10 protein-coding genes are annotated in these 17360 nt (G+C 66.0%); 8 read left to right on the top strand and 2 right to left on the bottom strand.

Going from position 1 to position 17360, the window contains the following annotated elements; all coding sequences use genetic code 11:
* Window positions 1-106 precede the first annotated feature (106 nt).
* Both mutS and E3E11_RS07365 read left to right on the top strand, forming a co-directional pair.
* Complete coding sequence (mutS, locus tag E3E11_RS07370; RefSeq protein WP_141452236.1) at window positions 107-2809, top strand: DNA mismatch repair protein MutS; 2703 nt, start codon at window positions 107-109, stop codon at window positions 2807-2809.
* A 178-nt stretch (window positions 2810-2987) separates the two neighbouring features.
* A complete protein-coding gene (locus tag E3E11_RS07365) occupies window positions 2988-5900 on the top strand; it encodes a [protein-PII] uridylyltransferase (protein ID WP_141451822.1) in 2913 nt (970 codons plus the stop codon).
* A gap of 35 nt (window positions 5901-5935) precedes the next feature.
* On the opposite strand, the gene E3E11_RS07360 is transcribed toward E3E11_RS07365, so the two are convergent.
* Window positions 5936-8200 carry a TonB-dependent receptor gene (locus E3E11_RS07360; protein ID WP_141451821.1) on the bottom strand — a complete coding sequence of 755 codons (2265 nt, stop codon included), beginning with the start codon at window positions 8198-8200 and terminating at the stop codon, window positions 5936-5938.
* Between the two features lie 170 nt (window positions 8201-8370).
* Between E3E11_RS07360 and E3E11_RS07355 the strand changes: the two genes are divergently transcribed.
* Both E3E11_RS07355 and E3E11_RS07350 read left to right on the top strand, forming a co-directional pair.
* Window positions 8371-9948 (top strand): PepSY-associated TM helix domain-containing protein, encoded by a 1578-nt coding sequence (locus E3E11_RS07355; protein WP_141451820.1) that lies wholly within the window; start codon window positions 8371-8373, stop codon window positions 9946-9948.
* Window positions 9945-10208 carry a hypothetical protein gene (locus tag E3E11_RS07350; protein ID WP_141451819.1) on the top strand — a complete coding sequence of 88 codons (264 nt, stop codon included), beginning with the start codon at window positions 9945-9947 and terminating at the stop codon, window positions 10206-10208. The genes E3E11_RS07355 and E3E11_RS07350 overlap by 4 nt, the downstream gene beginning before the upstream one ends.
* 29 nt (window positions 10209-10237) lie before the next feature.
* Here E3E11_RS07350 and E3E11_RS07345 read toward each other — a convergent pair whose 3' ends face one another.
* A complete protein-coding gene (locus E3E11_RS07345; RefSeq protein WP_141451818.1) occupies window positions 10238-12088 on the bottom strand; it encodes a tetratricopeptide repeat protein in 1851 nt (616 codons plus the stop codon).
* 104 nt (window positions 12089-12192) lie between these two features.
* On the opposite strand from E3E11_RS07345, the gene thrC reads away from it, so the two are divergent.
* From thrC to E3E11_RS07325, 4 genes are all read left to right on the top strand, one after another.
* Window positions 12193-13593, top strand: a complete 1401-nt coding sequence (gene thrC / locus E3E11_RS07340; protein ID WP_141451817.1) for a threonine synthase — start codon at window positions 12193-12195, stop codon at window positions 13591-13593.
* 65 nt (window positions 13594-13658) lie between these two features.
* Window positions 13659-14930 (top strand): M16 family metallopeptidase, encoded by a 1272-nt coding sequence (locus E3E11_RS07335; protein WP_141451816.1) that lies wholly within the window; start codon window positions 13659-13661, stop codon window positions 14928-14930.
* The gene (locus E3E11_RS07330) at window positions 14927-16288 is read left to right on the top strand and encodes a TldD/PmbA family protein (protein WP_141451815.1); all 1362 of its coding nucleotides are present in this window, start codon (window positions 14927-14929) and stop codon (window positions 16286-16288) included. Before E3E11_RS07335 ends, E3E11_RS07330 begins: the two co-directional genes overlap by 4 nt.
* A 5-nt stretch (window positions 16289-16293) precedes the next feature.
* On the top strand, window positions 16294-17289 hold the full coding sequence (locus E3E11_RS07325; protein ID WP_141451814.1) for a Tim44 domain-containing protein: 996 nt from the start codon (window positions 16294-16296) through the stop codon (window positions 17287-17289).
* Window positions 17290-17360 lie beyond the last annotated feature (71 nt).

The following is a 17360-nucleotide window of genomic DNA, read 5'->3' as shown; positions in this document are numbered from 1 at the left end:
AATGGGCCCGCCTGGTTGCGATAGGCAGGCCGGCCGAAAACAAAAAAGAGACGAAAGACCCGCCTGCATGCCTGCCCTTCCGCCCCAGCCCCCTTCAGGGACGCCGATGGCCGTTCCCTCGCCGGAGAACGCTTCCCCGGCCATGGCGCAGTGGTTCACCCTCAAGGCGCAGGAACCCGACGCGCTTCTCTTCTTCAGGATGGGCGATTTCTACGAGCTGTTTTTCGGCGATGCGCAGGCGGCCTCAATGGCGCTGGATATCGCGCTCACCAAGCGCGGCACCCATAACGGCGCGCCCATTCCCATGTGCGGCGTGCCCATGGGCGCTGCGCAGACTTATCTGTCGCGGCTCATCAAGCGCGGTTTCCGCGTTGCCGTGGCCGAACAGCTGGAACAGCCCCGAAAAGGCCAGAAAGGCCCGCTGAAGCGCGAGATCATCCGGCTCGTAACGCCCGGCACCCTGACAGAAGATGAACTGCTGGAAGCAGGGCGCGCCAATTTCCTCCTGGCCCTGGCGCAAGGCGGGCGGCGCAGGAATTGCCTGGGCGCTGCATGGGTGGATGTCTCCACCGGCCACGTGGAAACCCTTTCGCTGCCACGCGCGGAGCTTGCCGAACTGCTGGCGCGCCTTGACCCCTCTGAAATCCTGCTCGACCCGGCACTGGAGACCAAAGACCTGCCGCTCAGGCCAGGAGCTGCGACCATCAGGGCGCCTGCGCGCCTCACCCCTGAACGGGCCCGCACCCGGATGGCCGCGGCCTACAAGGTTGCCCAGCTGGACGCGCTGGGAGAATTTTCCGATGAGGAAGCCACCGCCTGCGCGTTGCTGCTGGACTATGTCAGGCGCAGCCAGGCAGGCCAGTTGCCGCGCCTGCAGCGCCCCCTGCCTACCGGGCAGGCCGGCGTCATGGGGCTTGATCCGGCCACGCGCCAGAGCCTGGAGATCCTCCAGGCCCGCGACGGTACCGAAACACACACGCTTCTCTCCACCGTCGCCCACACCGTCACCGCCGCAGGGACGCGTCTTCTGGCCCGCTGGCTTTCAACCCCCAGCACCGACCCGGCCCTGATCGCAGCACGCCAGGACGCCTGGAGCTGGCTGGGCAGCGAGGCGCGCAGTCAGGCGGGTCTGGCCCAGGACCTCCGCCAGCTCCTGCGCGGCGTGCCCGACTGCGCGCGTGCCCTGGGGCGCATCTCCACCGGGCGCGCCCTGCCGCGCGACCTGGCTGCCGTGCGCGACACGCTGCACCTTGCCGACCTGCTGACCGAAAAGCTGGCCCCTTACCGCAACAGCGCCATGCCGGGCGCCATGCGCCAGCTGGGGGCTGCGCTCTACGGCCGTGCCGACAGCCTGCTTGAACGCCTGACCGCAGCCCTTGCCCCCACCCTGCCGGCCCGGCTGGAGGACGGCGGGGTGATCGCCGCAGGCTTCGACCCCGAGCTCGACAGGCTGCGCAGCCTGCGCGATGACAGCCGGCGCGTCATCGCCCGGCTGCAGGCGGAACTTGTGGGGAAATATTCGATCAACACCCTGCGCATCCGCCACCACAGTCAGCTTGGCTATGTGATCGAGGTGCCTGCAAGCCACGGCGCGCGCCTCAAGGAACGCCCCGAGCTGCATTACCGCCAGGGTACAGCCAGCCTGGCCCGCTTCTCCAGCGAGGAACTCTCACAGCTCGACCGCACGATTGCTGAAGCCTCCGAGCAGGCGGCCACCCTGGAGCGCCACCTTTTCGAAACGCTGGCCGGCCATGTTCTCGACACCCCGGCCCTTGACGAGATCACCGCAGCCCTGGCCGAGCTGGACGTCTATCTCGCCTGCGAGAAGCTTGCCGCAAGCGGGCGCTGGTGCCGCCCCAAGGTCACCGAGGACACGCGCTTCACTCTGCGCGCCTGCCGCCACCCGGTGGTGGAGGCCGCGCTGGAGCGCCAGGGCGGGGGGCGCTTCATGCCCAATTCCTGCGCGCTGCCGCCCGCCCATTACGTTATGCTGCTGACCGGACCGAACATGGCAGGCAAATCGACCTTCCTGCGCCAGACCGCACTCGCTGTCATCCTGGCGCAGGCAGGCTTTCCCGTCCCTGCCGAGGAAGCGGAGATCGGCGTGGTGGACCGCCTGTTCTCGCGCGTGGGCGCGGCAGACGACCTGGCCCGCGGTCGTTCCACCTTCATGGTGGAGATGACCGAAACGGCCGCCATCCTCAACCAGGCGGGCCCACGTTCCCTGGTGGTGGTGGACGAGATCGGCCGCGGCACCTCCACCCTGGACGGGCTGTCGATCGCCTGGGCCACGCTGGAGGCGCTGCACAGCCAGCTCGGGGCACGGACGATCTTTGCCACCCATTTCCACGAGCTCGGCGCGCTTCTGGGCCGCCTGCCCCACCTGACCGCCGCCACCATGTCCGTGCGGGAGTGGGAAGGCGAGGTCGTATTTCAGCACGAGGTCAAGCCCGGCCTGGCGGGCAGAAGCTGGGGGCTGCACGTGGCCCGCCTGGCCGGCCTGCCCGCTGCAGTGCTGAAGCGGGCGCGCAGGCTCCTGGCGCATTTCGAGCAGGAGCGCGGCGGGGCAGGCGCAGTGGGCGTCCAGCCCCTGCCGCTGTTTACAGCGGGGCTGCAGGCTGAGCCCCAACTCCCTGACGCAGCACTCCCTCAGGCAGTGCAGGAGGACCCGCGCCATGAAATCCTGGAGGCTTTTCTGGCAGATCTCGACCCGGACTGCCTGACACCGCGCCAGGCGCATGAGGCACTTTACCGGCTGCAGGAACGCCTGAAGGGGCATCTCGGCAACAGCCCGGAGAGAAATTCATAAGCGCCGCGCTTTCCCTGGACAGGCCCCTTGAATTGTGGCGGCAAGAGGGCGAAGCTGCCTGAGGATTACATATTTAAGTTCTTCCAGGATCTTATTTCGCGCCGCCAACCGCGTTCATATCCCTGAATTTTCCTGAATTCTGGCGCAACTGCCCTCTCCTCTGGAACAAGCTGCTGGTATGCAACCAACTGCCCCCCAGGCACTGTCGACCCTTTCCGGTTTTGAGACCTATGCCATCCCGCGTTCAGAGGCATTGGCCAGACTGCGCCTGCGACTCGGGGGGAGAAGGCGCGAAATCCGCCAGAGTTTCGAGAGCGGTGCGCTGGACGGCATGCAGGCGGCCCGTGCGCTGTCGGACATGATCGATGAGCTCCTGGTCGGTCTGGCAGCCTATGCCGGCCTGCCGGATGATCCGCAGCAGATGACCTTCAGCCTCTGTGCGACAGGCGGCTACGGCGTGGGGCTTCTGGCGCCCTTCAGCGATGTGGACCTGCTTTTCCTGACCGAGGACACCCCCTCAGAAGCCCTGCTCGAGAAGATCGAATACGTTCTCTATACCCTCTGGGACCTGGGGCTGCAGGTGGGCCATGCCACGCGCTCCATCGCCCAATGCCTGGAGGCTGCCAGCGACGCCACCATCTGCACCACCCTGCTCGACCTCCGCCCCATCTATGGCAGCCGGGCGCTGGCAGGCGAGCTGTCGCAGGCGCTGCACCGGGAGCTGCAGGGAGAGCGGCTTGAGAAATTCGTCGAGGCCCGCCTCGTCGAGCGTGGCAGGCGACACCACAAATACGGCGACACTCCCTACCTCGTCGAACCCAACATCAAGGAAGGCGGCGGCGGGCTGCGCGACCTGCAGGCGCTCAACTGGATCGGCAATGCCCTGCTGGGGCGCGATTCTGGAACTTCCCCAGGTCCGGACCAGCCCAATCGCCTGCAGGGCCTGGCCGCCTCCTGCCTGCAGCTCGGCCATCTCACGGCGCGCGAGACCTACCGGGCGCATAAGATCTGGCGCTTCTTCTGGACCGTGCGCCTGCACCTCCACTACACCGCCGGACGCGCTGAAGAGCGCCTGACCTTCGACATGCAGCCCATCATCGGCGCGCGAATGGGCTATGCCAATCACGGCCGCCAGCGCGGGGTCGAGCGCTTCATGCGCCATTACTACCTCATGGCGCGCTCGGTCATGCAGCTTACCAGCGTTCTGCAGCCCACCATGCTGCTGCAGCTGCAGAACCACCTCCACGCCACCACGCCCCGCTACCTGCCCGGCCCTGAAGGTTTCCACCTCCTCAATGGCCGGTTGACTGCCATGACGTCGGAACTCTTCAGCAACACGCCGCTCAACCTCTTCCGGCTGCTGGCTGTCGCCTCGAAATACCAGCTTCCTCTCCACCCTAATGCGGTCCAGCATCTCATCCGGCAGGAACGCCACATCGCCGAGCTCCGCGGCAACCCAGAAGCGGCTGAACTTTTCCTCGACCTGCTCTGCGCGCCGGCCCGGATCCCCCCTGCCCAGCTTCCCTCGGCAAGCGCTGACAACAAAACGGGCGAAAGCCCGCACGCCGATGTCGCCGCCCCTGACAGAAAAGGCGCTGAACCCCTGGCAGCGCGCCCCCTTGTGGGGACCCTGCACCGCCATGAAGAGAATTTCTGGCTGCCCCTGCTCAACGAGACCGGCCTGCTGGCACGTTTCCTGCCTGACTGGTCGCGGGTCATGGGGCAGACCCAGATCGACGGCTACCACATCTACACCGTTGACGAGCACATCATCGAAGGCGTGCGCGTTCTCCGCCAGCTCGAAATCGGGCGCATGGCCGATGAGATCCCCGTCGCCTACACGCTGGCGCGCAATCTCCAGGGCAGGCGCGCCCTTTACGTGGCCGCCCTCATCCACGACATCGGCAAGGGGCGCGGGCGCGACCATTCCCAGCTCGGCTCGGAGCTGGCGGTGACCATCTGCGCCCAGCTCCACCTCACGCCTGAAGAGACCGACACCGTCTCCTGGCTGATCCTGCACCATCTGCTGCTGTCGCATACCGCCTTCTCGCGCGACATCGACGACCCGCAGACCATCCTGGATCTCGCAGACATCATCCAGTCCCCTGAAAGGCTGCGCCTGCTGCTGCTGCTGACGATCGCCGATGTCCGCGCCGTCGGCCCGCGGGGATGGAACACCTGGAAGGCGACGCTCCTGCACCGCCTCTACACCCGGCTGGCTGACGTGCTGGAGGGCGGCCAGCAGACGCGCGAGGATGACCAGAGGGTTGCTGAAGCGCGCGCCCAGGTGGCGCGTGCCCTGCGCCCTGCCACTTCTGAGACGGAGATCGGCCAGTTCCTGAAGCTCGGCGGGCCGGGTTACTGGCTGGGCTTTGACGCCCATACCCATGTGCGCCATGCCCATCTCACCCTGGCCCAGCTCCAGCACCCCAATGAAAGCGGCATCCGGGTGGACCTGCACCCCCTGCCAAGCCGCGGCATCACCGAGCTGACCGTCCTCTGCCCTGACAGGCCAGGCGTCTTCTCGCTGATCGCCAAGGCGCTGGCCATCTGCGGCACATCGATTTCGGATGCGCGGATCTACACGCTTTCCAACGGCATGGCGCTTGACACGTTCTGGATCCAGGACCAGCACGGCGAAGCCTTTGAAGAACGCGCGCATCTGGAACGGCTGGAAGCGAAGATCATCCAGCTGCTGAGCGCCCAAAACCCTGAAGGCGGCCAGGCAGGCCCCTATCCCCCTCTCAGCGATGAGGACGCGCTGGAGATCGCCCCTGACCAGACGGCTGCCTTGCGCAGGCTCGGCAACGTGCAGGTGCCCTCGCGCGTGCTGATCGACAATGAGGCTTCCGACAAATTCACGGTCGTCGAGGTGAACGGGCGCGACCGGCCGCATCTGCTCTTCGAGCTCACGGCCACCCTCAAGCGCGAAGGGGTGCACATCTCCTCGGCCCATGTCACCACCTACGGCCTGCGCGCGGTGGACGTGTTCTATCTGCATGACGCCCACGGCCGGAAAATCACTGCACCTGCCCAGATCGCCCGGCTCAGGGAATCCCTGCTGCGCGTGCTGACCGGTCCTGCCGCCTGATCCCGGAGCGCTGTACATCAGCCGCAGGCCCCGCTTCACAGGTCGGTGCTGAGGGAGAACTGGAAGGTGCGCGGCAGCCCTTCATACAGATATCCCCCCATCGCTGAGGACCAGTAACTGGCATTGGTCAGGTTCTGCACGCCAAAGCGCAGCGTCATCGGGCGCTTGGGCTGCAGGGCGAAGGTATATCGCGCGCCCACGTCCCATGTCGTCCAGCCATGCACGCGCTGGGTGTTGGCGAGGTTGAGCCACTGGTGGCCGGTGCGCATCACGCGGCCGGTCAGCGTCAGGCCTTTGATGAAGGGCAGGTCATATTCCACATTGCCGTTGATGCTGTAGCCCGGCACGCCGATGGCGCGCAGGCCGTCGGTCAGCCCGCCTGCCGTCCGCCGCTGGGTGGCCTGGGTGATGGAAACGCCGCCGTTGAAGCGCAGCCCCTTGATAATCTCGCCATTGACATCAGCCTCGATGCCCTGGTTGCGCTGCATGCCATCGACCACGAAGCGGCTCTGGCCGGGAAAGGCAGGGTCGGCCTCGCTGAAGGCATTGGGCTGCGACATCCGGTAGAAACCCAGCGAGGCATTGATCCGACCCATCTGGTACTTGGCCCCGATCTCATACTGCACCGTGCGGTAAGGCGCGAATGCCTGGCCGGTATTGGTGGTGCCCGCCGGCGCGACGGGCCCTGCCGAGAGGCCTTCCACCCGGTTGAAGTAAAGCGAGGCGTGGCGCGTCACATGCACCACCAGGCCTGCAACCGGCGTGATGGCGCTGCGGTCATAGCCCGAGGTTTTCGCCCGCGTCTGGTAGCTGAAATTGTTCTGCAGGATGTTCTGGAAGCGGAAACCGCCCGTCAGTTCGACGCGCTCATCGAAAAACTTCATCGTGTCGGAGAAGAACAGGCTGTAGAGCCGCTCGTCATTGATCTTCTTAGGGTTGTGGATGTCGCCGCCCTGCAGGCCCATGGCAGGCAGGGGCGTGTAGGTCGGGTGGTAGAGGTTGCTGGCCGGATAAGCGCTGCCCATCGCATAGGCCGTGTTGACGGTTTCCCACAGGCCTGAGCCGCCCGCATTCATCTCGTGATGGACCGGGCCGGTGGCAAAATGCGCCCGCATACCTGCCAGCGTGCTCTCATTGTTCTGCTGGTAAGGCACGTACATGGCGCCGTTATAGCCGTTGCCCTGATTGTCGGTTTCGTAGAAATTCCCGTACCGGCCCCGCTCATCGCCGCTGAGGCCGCCGAATTTGCCGTAGACCATGACATGCTCGCCGAAATCATGCTCGATCCCCAGCATGCCGAACAGATAGTCGAGATTGTTGTAGGACCAGCGCTGGCCGAAATTATGCGTCGCCTTGACAGGATGGGGCACCCGCGTCGCCTGGCCGCTGAGAAAGACATCAGGCCGCCCCCAGTTCACCCCCTGGTTCTCGTAATTCATGTCCAGGGTGATGCGCGTGTCGTCATTGTGCCAGTCGGTATCGAAGCCCAGGGCCGTGGCGTGGCGCTTCTCGTGTTCGACGGAGGTCTGGCCGTCCATGCCTGCCACGTTGAGGCGCATGCCCCACTGCTTTTCCTGCCCGAAGCGCCGCCCCATATCGACGCTGCCCCCGCCCTGGGCGTTGCTGGTGTAATCACCCGTCACCCGCAGGAGCGGCCTGGGGCCGGCATGCTTGAACTCCAGGTCGATCGTTCCGCCCACCGAGCCGGCAGGTGCCATGCCGTTGAGAAAGGCCGTTGCCCCGTTGACGACTTCCACATCCCCGAAGATCTGCGGGTCGAGCAGCTGGCGCGGCGCAATGCCGTACAGGCCGCCAAGCTGCACGTCATCGCCCGGAACGGGAAAGCCGCGCAGCACGAAGAGTTCCGAGAAATTGCCGTAGCCTGTGGTCGTGCGCACGGCCGGGTCATTGGCCAGCACCTGGCCCAGCGTCTGCGCCTGCTGGTTGGTGATCAGGCTCTCGCTGAAGGTCTTGACGCTGAAGGGCACGTCGAGCCCCCGCTTTTTGCCCAGCACGCCCAGATGCCCGTCCTGGCTCACGCTCATCTGCTCACGGCGCCTGGCCCGCACGAGAATCCGCTCCTCCCCGCCAGGGGCGGGTTTGGCTGAAGCGGGGTGAGTGGAAGCAGATTTAGCGCGAGGAGATTTCGGGCCCTCCGGCTGGGTGGCAGCCAGGCCAGAGCCGCTGGTCAGACCGGCCAGCACCGTTATCAGGGCCGTCTTCAGGGCCAGTCGACGCCTTCTGCCTGCAGGGCGGATTCGGGTTCCCTGCCCAGGCGGGGCATAAAAAAGGCTGAACATGGCGCCCTCCAGGACTCGGAGCGGAAAGACAGCTGCCAGCCGGAAGCTGACAGCCCGACCCTTATATGCAGTTGAGAATTATTTTCAACTGGAAGCGTGTCCTCGTTGAAACCCGTTCATGCTAGAAGCGAGTCCATGCCCCCTACCCATGCCCCAGGCGCTGCAGGCCCTTGAAAAACAACAGCGAAAAGAACGCCCCCAAAGGCACGAGTGGCAGGAAACCTGCAGGGCTGCGCGGCGTGTTGCGTTTTGTGCATCGCTGGGTCGGCTTTCCGGCAGGTCTTTTGCTGACCGCGCTTTTCTATAGCGGGCTGCTGAGCCTCTTCAGCGCGGACCTGCAGGGATGGATGCAGCCAGCCACCCTCACCCAGGCCCCGCTTGCACCCCGCGCGCTGGAAGAAGCGGAGGCCCTGGTCCGCCATCCCGACTCCAAAGGCTCAGACCTGCAAGCAAGCCGGCACTGGAAGGCCACCCCCTTTCTGAACCTGCCTCAGCCTGGCGCGCCGGGCCTGCACCTGTGGCAGTATGACGGTCACGTTTTCCGCGGCCCCGCTCTCGACCCCGCAAGCGGCGCGCGGCTGCCAGGCCAGGCCGTGGCGGGCGGAGCGTTTTTCGTCACGCTGCATGACAGCTTTCACCTGCGCGCGCCTTGGGGGTCGCTGCTGGTCACAGTAGCCGGGGGGTGTTTTCTTGTTTCCCTCTTCACCGGCCTGCTGCTGCAATGGCCGCGGCTGAAACCTGCTTTCCTGCAGTTCCGGCCTTACGGCAGCGCCCATCGCAGCTGGCTGGACCTGCACCTGCTTGCAGGCACGCTGGCTTTTGCAGTGCTGCTCCTTACAGGGGTCAGCGGCACCTTTCTTGCAGCCACCGACCTGTTGCCTGAAAAAATGCAGACCCGCCTCACCAACCCGCCAGCGCGCCTGCAGGCCCAAAGCGTGCTTACGCCAGCGCCGCACACGCTCCCGGAGCTTCTGGCCACCGGCACAGCCCTGTGGGGCAGAGGCCAGAACGGTTTCGTTCTCTTCTCAGGCGCGGGGACCACTCTCTACCGCAGCGACGCCGGGCAGTTCTGCCCCATGCGCAGCCATGTCGATACAGCCGAGCGTGTCACGGCTGCCCAGGGGTGTTCCCTTTACGGCTTCATGCGAGGCCTGCATGACCTGCGCTGGGCGCCCTCGACAATCCGTTGGCTGTACGGCTTCTGCGGTCTGGCAGGGCTGGGCGTGCTGGCGAGCGGGTTGATCCTGTTTCAGAAATCGGAAGCGCGCAAAGCCGCTGCTGCCCCGGCGCGCGCGCCACGCTGGCTGGCTGGCCTGTATCAGGGAGCCGTGACCTGGGCGCTTGCAGGCTTTCCCCTTGCTACGCTCGGCCTGCTCTGGGCCAGCCGGCTGCCATCCCCCCGGCCTGACCCCATCCTCTGGCAGGAGGAGGTTTTCTTCACGCTCTGGGGGACAGGCTTCCTCCTGCCCCTGCTGTCATGGATATTCTCAGGCGCCCCGGAAAACACGCCCCGAAGCCAAACCCTCTGCTGGGGGGCCGTTCTCCTGCCGCTCAGCCTGCTGGGGCTTGGGCTGCCGGTGCTTGATTTCATTACGCGCCGCCCGTCACTTTCCCCCACGCCTTACAGCGCGGTTCTGTGGGGAACAGACCTGGCAGGCGTGCTGACCGGCCTGGTGGGGGCTTCCGTTCTGTTGCACCTGAGGCGCAGCTGCCGGCCCTGCCCGAAAACTTCCGGCCCTCTGTCATGAGAGAACTCGCAGCCCTGACCCTCTGTGTGCTCGGCTGGGCGCTGCTGGCGCTGTTTGTTCGCAAACGCTGCCAGGCCCCTCCTCTTCCGCCGCGCCCTACAGCCCTTTTCACCACAGGCGGGATCCTGTGCCTTCTGCTGGCAGCCCTCGCTCTGGCAGGCAGGCGGGACGGATTTTTTCTCTGGCTGTTCAGCGCGCCCGTGGCTGTCATGGGGCTGGCACTGGGCAAAGGCCTGCTTGCAAAACATCCCCGCAGGTGAATCTGCAGCGCAGTCTGGCGCTTCAGGCCTCAACTTTCCGGGCCGGATCCTTCCTGTTCACGCTGCCAGGCCAGCAAATGCCGGTGCAGGCGCGCAGCTGTTTCGGCCCAACCCTCTTCAGGCAAGCCTTCTTCAGTCGGGATGAACTGCAGGACATCGCGGTACCAGTGGGGTTGCTGCCAGCGCCAGTCACCGCCCCGCCGGTTGAGCAGCCATAACGGGCGCCCCAGCGCGCCTGCCAGATGCGCCGTCAACGTGTCGACGCTGATGACGAGGTCACATTCCTCCACCGCGCGGGCAAACCCTTCCACAGAGGCCAGGGCTTCTTCACTGCACCGCTCCATCCAGCCTGGCACCGGCCCGTCCTTCTGCAGGGCGCGAAAACGCAGCCCACTGAGGTCGCGCAGAGGCTCCAGACAGTTCACTGGCATCGAACGCCTGCGGTCGAAAAGATAATGCGGGTTGCCCGACCAGCAGAGGCCGACCAGGGGGCGCTTTCGTGCTGTCCCGGCCTTGGCGGCGGATTGGCAGGAAGGGGTCAGGTAAGGGTCCGGCCGGGGTGCGCAGCCGTGTCCGCCCCCAAGCAGAAAAGGCAGGCTCAGCAGGGAGACCCGCATCTCGCCAGCCGTGGGCGTGTGGGGGGCGCCGGCCTGCAGGCGTGTTTTATCAAACCCTCTGACGCGTCCGGCCAGGGCCTGCATGTCAGGCGGCATCCACAGCCTGACCGGACGGCGGGCAGAAAGCGCAGGCAGAAAGCGCAGAAACTGCACCATGTCGCCCAGACCCTGCTCCCCGTAGACCCAGACCGGTTCTTCGCCTGCACTGCCATCCCACAGCGGCAGGGCTTTCAGGGGCTGGGGCACGAGATCGGCTAGCCCTTGGCGCGCCTCGAAAGCTTCCCAGCCCTGCTGCCACGCCCCGCGCGCCAGATGCACCGCTGCCAGGTTGAAGCGCGCCTGCGCCGCTGGCCCCGAAAGACCGGATTCCGGTTTGTCGCCCCCTTCCGCCTGGCTGACCGTGCGAAAGAGCGCTTCAGCCTCAGCGAGCCGACCGCGCTCATAAAGCACCGTGCCCTGATTGAGCCTCAGCGTGGCCTGCTGGGGGGAAAGCGCCTCGCCGGGCGCGTCCTGACCGTCAATCAGCCTGTCAAACAGCGCTGAGGCGCCCGCCAGGTCACCAAGGCGCATCAGCACCAGGGCTAGATTGTTGAGCGTGGGCCGCTGGTCCGGCAGCAGGCGGTCCGCTTCCTCCAGCAGCGCGCGGCTTTCCGCAAGCCTGCCCTGATCCAGCAGGACGGCCGCCCAGCTCGCCCGTGCGCCGGCATCACCAGGGCACAACTCCACCAGGCGGCCGAAGGCCTGGGCGGCTTCCTCCAGCTGGCCTGCCTGCTGCGCCGCACTGCCCAGCCAGAACCACAACATGGGCTCTGCCGGCGCTAGCCTGAGGGCGTGGCGGAAACTGGCGCTGGCCTGCGCGGCCGCGCCCAGGGTCAGTTCCGCTTCCCCCAGCCCTGCATGCGCTGCCGCTTCCTCAGGCAGCAGGGCCACAGCCAGGGCAAAGGCTGCATGGGCTGCCTCCGCCTGCCCCTCGCGCAGGAAGGCGCGCCCCAGCACCTGGTGGAGGCGCGACTGCAGCGCAGGGGGCGCAGCGGGGTGAAGCTGCAGCGCCCGGCTGGCCAGGGCGATGGCCTGGGCGGGCATGTCCTGCAGCAGCGCGATGGCTGCCAGGATATGCACCGCATCAGGGGCCATGCTGCCCAGCGCCGCTTCACGCGCCAGGCCGGCCGCCTCCTCCAGCCGCCCGCCCTGCAGGGCCTGGCGGGCCCGGGTCAGTTTTTCATCGCGGGTTTCCCCTTCATGCAGAAATGGGCTTGCCGACATCTCTTCTTTTTCTTCCCGTCTCTTTCCCCATCTCTTTCAATGCTGCCTTCTGTAACCGCTGCTGTCACTTCTCACTTGCGCGCCCGCCTTGCTATAGGTGGGAGATGCATTACCGATCCACACGCGGCACGGAGCTGAGTGACAGCCCCGGCTTTGCCGATATTCTCCTGAGCGGCCTGGCCGGGGATGGCGGCCTCTACATGCCTGAGGCCTGGCCTGAGCTTTCGCCTGCAACCCTGCGGGAGTGGCGCGCACTGCCCTATGCTGACCTTGCCGCCGAGATCATCGGGCTTTTCACGGGCGACGACATCGCCCGGCCAGCCTTGCAGGAGATGTGCCGCGATGTCTACGGCACCTTCCGCCACCCGGCTGTCGCGCCGCTGTGCGAGGTGGAGGACGGGCTCTTCGCGCTGGAGCTCTTTCACGGCCCCACCCTGGCCTTCAAGGACATGGCCATGCAGCTGCTCGGGCGCATGTTCCAGCATGTCCTGCAGCAGCGCGGGCAACGGGCGACGATCATCGGCGCCACTTCAGGCGATACGGGCTCCGCTGCGCTGGAAGCCTTCCGCGGGCTTGAAAACGTCTCCATCGTCATCCTGCACCCCGAAGGCCGCACCTCGGAAGTGCAGCGCCGGCAGATGACCAGCGTGACTGACGGCAATGTGCTCAACATCGCCGTCGAAGGGGATTTCGACCTCTGCCAGGACCTGGTGAAGGCCATGTTCGCTGACGAGGCGTTCCGCCGGGAGGTCGGGCTTTCGGCCGTCAATTCCATCAACTGGGCGCGCATCGCAGCCCAGATCCCCTATTATTTCCGCGCCGCCCTGGCGCTTGGCGGGCCTGACCGCGAAGTCTCCTTTGCAGTGCCGACCGGCAATTTCGGCAATATACTGGCTGCCTGGAGCGCGCGCAGGATGGGCCTGCCCGTGCGCAGGCTGTGCGTGGGCTCCAACCAAAATGACATCCTGACCCGCTTCCTGCTCAACAATGACATGAGCATGCGCAATGTGGAGCCCAGCCTCTCGCCCTCGATGGACATCCAGGTCTCCTCCAATTTCGAGCGCCTGCTCTTTGAAATGCTCGACCGCGATGCGGCACGCTGCAGTGCGATCGTGAAGGAATTCCGCGCAACCGGGCACATGGCCGTGCCCCATGACGCCTGGCAGGCGATGCGCGACGTCTTCGAGGGCGCAGCCTTTGACGACGACCAGACCCTGGAGGCGATGAAGACCTTCTACGACCAGGCCGGTTACCTGGCTGACCCCCATACCGCCATCGGGCTTGCAACAGGCGCGCGCTTCAGGGAAGCGGGCATCCCCATGATCGCTGCCGCCACCGCCCATCCGGCCAAATTTCCCGATGCCGTCAGGCAGGCGACTGGACTTGAGCCGTCGCTGCCCCCACATCTGGCTGACCTGTTCAGCCGGCCTGAACGCTGCACCCGCCGCCCCGGCGAAGTGGCCGCCATTGAAGAAGCGGTGCGCGCCCATCTGCACCGCGCCTGACCGGCGGCCCTTTGCAGCCGCCCTGCCCTTCAGCCCCTTAAACTGCACATGAGGTTTCCCGCCCGATGAGCGCCCCCATCCAACGCACCCTTCTCGACAACGGTCTGGAAATCGTCACTGAACGCATGGAGCAGGTCGAGACCGTCTCCTTCGGCGCTTATGTGGCGGCAGGCACCCGCCATGAAGAGGCCAGCAGCAACGGGGTGGCGCATTTCCTCGAGCACATGGCCTTCAAGGGCACGCACAGGCGCAGTGCCGCGCGCATTGCCGAGGAGATCGAAAATGTCGGCGCCAGTATCAATGCCTATACCGCCCGCGAGAACACCGCCTATTACGCCAAGCTGCTCAAGGAGGACCTGGCGCTCGGCATCGATATCATCGGCGACATCCTCACCCACAGCACCTTCGATCCCGAGGAGCTCCAGCGCGAACGCGGCGTGATCCTGCAGGAGATCGGCCAGGCCAATGACACGCCTGACGATGTCATTTTCGACCACTTCCAGGAGCGCGCCTATCCCGATCAGCCGATGGGACGGCCGATCCTGGGGCCCGATACGCTGATTACCGCAATGGAGCGCGACACGCTCATGAATTACATGGGCGGGCATTACAGCACCCGCAACACCGTCATCGCCGCTGCCGGCAAGCTCGACCATGACGAGGTGGTGCGGCTGGTAGAGCAGCATTTCAGCGACCTGCCCGACCACGCGCCGCCCAAGCCCGAGCCTGCGCGCTACGCGGGCGGGCAGTTCAAGGAAACGCGCGCGCTTGACCAGCTGCATTTCCTGCTGGGCTTCGAAGGACCCGGGCTGCATGAGCCCTCCCGTTACGCGCTCATGGTGCTCTCCACCCTGCTGGGCGGGGGCATGTCCTCGCGGCTGTTTCAGGAGATCCGCGAAAAGCGGGGCCTGGTCTACAGCGTTTATTCCTTCGCCAGCTCCTTTGCCGATAGCGGGTTGTTCGGCATCTATGCCGGCACGGGGCCTGACCAGCTGGGCGAGCTGGTTCCCGTCCTGCTTGACGAGCTCAGGCGCCTGCAGGACGGCATCAGCCCTGAGGAGCTCGCCCGCGCCCGCGCCCAGCTCAAGGCCTCACTGCTCATGTCGCAGGAGAGCACAGGCAGCCGCTGTGCCCAGCTGGCCCGCCAGGTGCAGGTGCACGGCCAGGTCATCCCCGCAAGCGAGACCATCGCCATGATCGACGCCGTGCGTGAAGAAGAGATCCTGGCCATGGCGGCCCGGCTGTTTTCCTCGACCCCCACCCTCGCTACCATCGGCAGGGAGTGCGGGGACGATCTCCCCGCGCTGAGCGCCATTCAGGAAAGCCTGACCTCATGACCCCTTCCGATCCGAGCTCCCTGCAGCCCCTGCTTGAACAGGCCCTCCAGCTTGCCCGCCAACAGGGCGCAGACCAGGCTGATGCGGTCGTAACGCGCAGCCGCGACCACTCGGCCCTGGTGCGTGAAGGACGGCCTGAGGAGCGTGAGCATGCCGAGAATGTCGGGCTCGGGCTGCGGGTGTTCAAAAACGGGCGCATGGCCTGCGTCTCCAGCACCGACCTGTCGCGCAACGCGCTGGAGCAGCTGGCCGAACGCGCCTGCGCTATGGCCGATGCCGTGCCGCCTTCCCCTTTCGATGGCCTGGCTGAGCATCCCCTGGCTCAGCCAGACCGGCAGGTGATCGAACAGCTGGACCTGGTCGACCCCAGCGCGCCCCCTTCCATGGAGCAGCTGATTGAAACCGCCTGTGCCATGGAGGAAGCCGCCCTGGGGTGCAAAGGCATCACCAACAGCAGCGGCGCTTCAGCCAGTGCGCAGTATCAGGAGATCGCCCTGGCCACCACAGGCGGTTTCAGCGGCGCTTACGCGCGCACGCGCTTCGGGCGGGGCGTCAGCGTGGTGGCTGGCACGGGTAATGCGATGGAGCGTGATTACGCCACCCATTCGACCACCCACCAGGCGGACCTGCGCAGCGCGGCCGAGCTCGGAACCGAGGCAGCCGAGCGGGCCCTGGCGCGCCTCAACCCGACCCGGCCTACTACGGGAACAATGCCTGTCATCTTCGACCGGCGCGTCTCCAACAGCCTGCTGGGCCATCTGGCCAGCGCCATCAACGGGGCGACGATCGCCCGCGGGGCTTCCTTCCTGCGGGACCGGCGGGGCCAACGCCTCTTCCGGGAAGGCATCCGCATCACTGATTCTCCCCGCCTTGCGCGCGGCCCGGGCTCGCGCCCCTTTGACGGGGAAGGCTGCGCGGCCACGGAACTTGCAGTCATTGATGACGGTGTGCTTGAACACTGGCTCCTTGACAGCCGGACGGCGCGACAGCTGGGCCTGACCTCAAACGGACGCGCCGTGCGTTCCAGCAGCGCGCCGCCCAGGCCGGGCACCAGCAACTTCATCATGCAGCCCGGCACCCTCACGCCGCAGGCGCTGCGGGCCGATATCTCCGAAGGATTGCTTGTCACCGAGCTCATGGGCAACGCGATCAACCTGCTCACCGGCGATTACAGCCGCGGAGCTGCGGGTTTCATGATCCGCAACGGCCAGATCGCCGAGCCTGTCTCAGGGGTTACGCTTGCAGGCGATCTCGCCGCCATGTTCGCCAGCCTGACCGCAGCTGACGACCTCACCTATGACCGGGCGCACGCTGCCCCCAGCGTCCGGATCGATTCCATGACCATCGCAGGAACCTGATCACCATGCGTCACTCCCTCTCCGTCTCGCGCGTTCTGCCGGCCCTGCTGTCAGCCGCCCTGCTCTTTCCGCTCTTCCTGCCGGCAGGCGCTGCCCAGGCGCGAGCCGGGCGCGGCTGGTCCATGGGCAGCCGGGGCAGCCATACCTGGAGCGCTCCGCCTTCCACCCCGCTGACGCCTTACGGGGTCCGCCCCATGCAGCGCAGCTACACCCCTGCCCCTGAACGCCCTTATACGCCGCCGCCGGCCGCAGCCCCGTACGGTGCGCCCAACATGATGGGCGCACGCCCCGTGATGCGACCGCCAATGGGGGCAGGCATGGGGATGGCCCGGCCGTCCTTCACGCAGCGCCATCCCTTCATGACCGGCTTTGCAGGCGGCCTGCTGGGGGCAGGCCTGGTCGGCATGCTGAGCGGCCACGGCTTCTTCGGCGGCTTCACCGGTGGCAGCTCTTTCCTGGGCTTCCTGTTCCAGGCCGCCCTGCTGGGCCTGCTCATCATGTGGGTGATGCGCCTGTGGCGCCGTCCCTCCGGGAGTGCCGCGCCGGCCAGGCGGCCTGGCATGGTTTCAGGCGGCGCGGTTTCGCAGCCCGTCACCCTGTCGCCTGATGATTACCGGGATTTCGAAAAGCTCCTGCTCAACATCGAGAACGCCTGGAGTGCGGAAAACCTCACCGCCCTGCGCAGCATGACCACGCCTGAGATGGCCTCTTACTTCAGCCAGCAGCTTTCAGAGCTTTCCAGCCAGGGCGCGCGCAATGTTGTCTCGCAGGTGCACTTCATCAGTGGCGAGCTTGCCGAAGCCTGGCGCGAGGGCAATCTGGTCTATGCGACGGTCGCCATGCGCTATTCGATGATCGACGTGACGACTGATTCCCTGGGCAATGTGATCGAGGGCAACCCGGACCAGCCTGTCACCGTAACAGAGCTGTGGACCTTCGTGCGCGCCGATAACGGTCGCGGCAACTGGGTGCTTTCAGCCATTCAGCAACCTGCCAGCTGACCTGGCGCTTCTTCAAGAGAGAAGCCTGCCGAACCTGAAAAAGGCTCCCGAGCGTCCGGTTGAGACGCTCG

The sequence above is a fragment of the Oecophyllibacter saccharovorans genome (assembly GCF_006542375.1).
In the GTDB taxonomy this organism is placed as follows: Bacteria; Pseudomonadota; Alphaproteobacteria; order Acetobacterales; family Acetobacteraceae; genus Oecophyllibacter; species Oecophyllibacter saccharovorans.
The sequence above is the reverse complement of the archived record's forward strand: the minus strand, read 5'-3'. Positions and strand labels throughout refer to the sequence as shown.

Coding starts and splice junctions, on each gene's coding strand:
- thrC (WP_141451817.1), top strand. CDS start 12,193: ATGCATTACCGATCCACACGCGGCACGGAGCTGAGTGACAGCCCCGGC.
- E3E11_RS07325 (WP_141451814.1), top strand. CDS start 16,294: ATGCGTCACTCCCTCTCCGTCTCGCGCGTTCTGCCGGCCCTGCTGTCA.
- mutS (WP_141452236.1), top strand. CDS start 107: ATGGCCGTTCCCTCGCCGGAGAACGCTTCCCCGGCCATGGCGCAGTGG.
- E3E11_RS07360 (WP_141451821.1), bottom strand. CDS start 8,200: ATGTTCAGCCTTTTTTATGCCCCGCCTGGGCAGGGAACCCGAATCCGC.
- E3E11_RS07335 (WP_141451816.1), top strand. CDS start 13,659: ATGAGCGCCCCCATCCAACGCACCCTTCTCGACAACGGTCTGGAAATC.
- E3E11_RS07365 (WP_141451822.1), top strand. CDS start 2,988: ATGCAACCAACTGCCCCCCAGGCACTGTCGACCCTTTCCGGTTTTGAG.
- E3E11_RS07345 (WP_141451818.1), bottom strand. CDS start 12,088: ATGTCGGCAAGCCCATTTCTGCATGAAGGGGAAACCCGCGATGAAAAA.
- E3E11_RS07330 (WP_141451815.1), top strand. CDS start 14,927: ATGACCCCTTCCGATCCGAGCTCCCTGCAGCCCCTGCTTGAACAGGCC.
- E3E11_RS07350 (WP_141451819.1), top strand. CDS start 9,945: ATGAGAGAACTCGCAGCCCTGACCCTCTGTGTGCTCGGCTGGGCGCTG.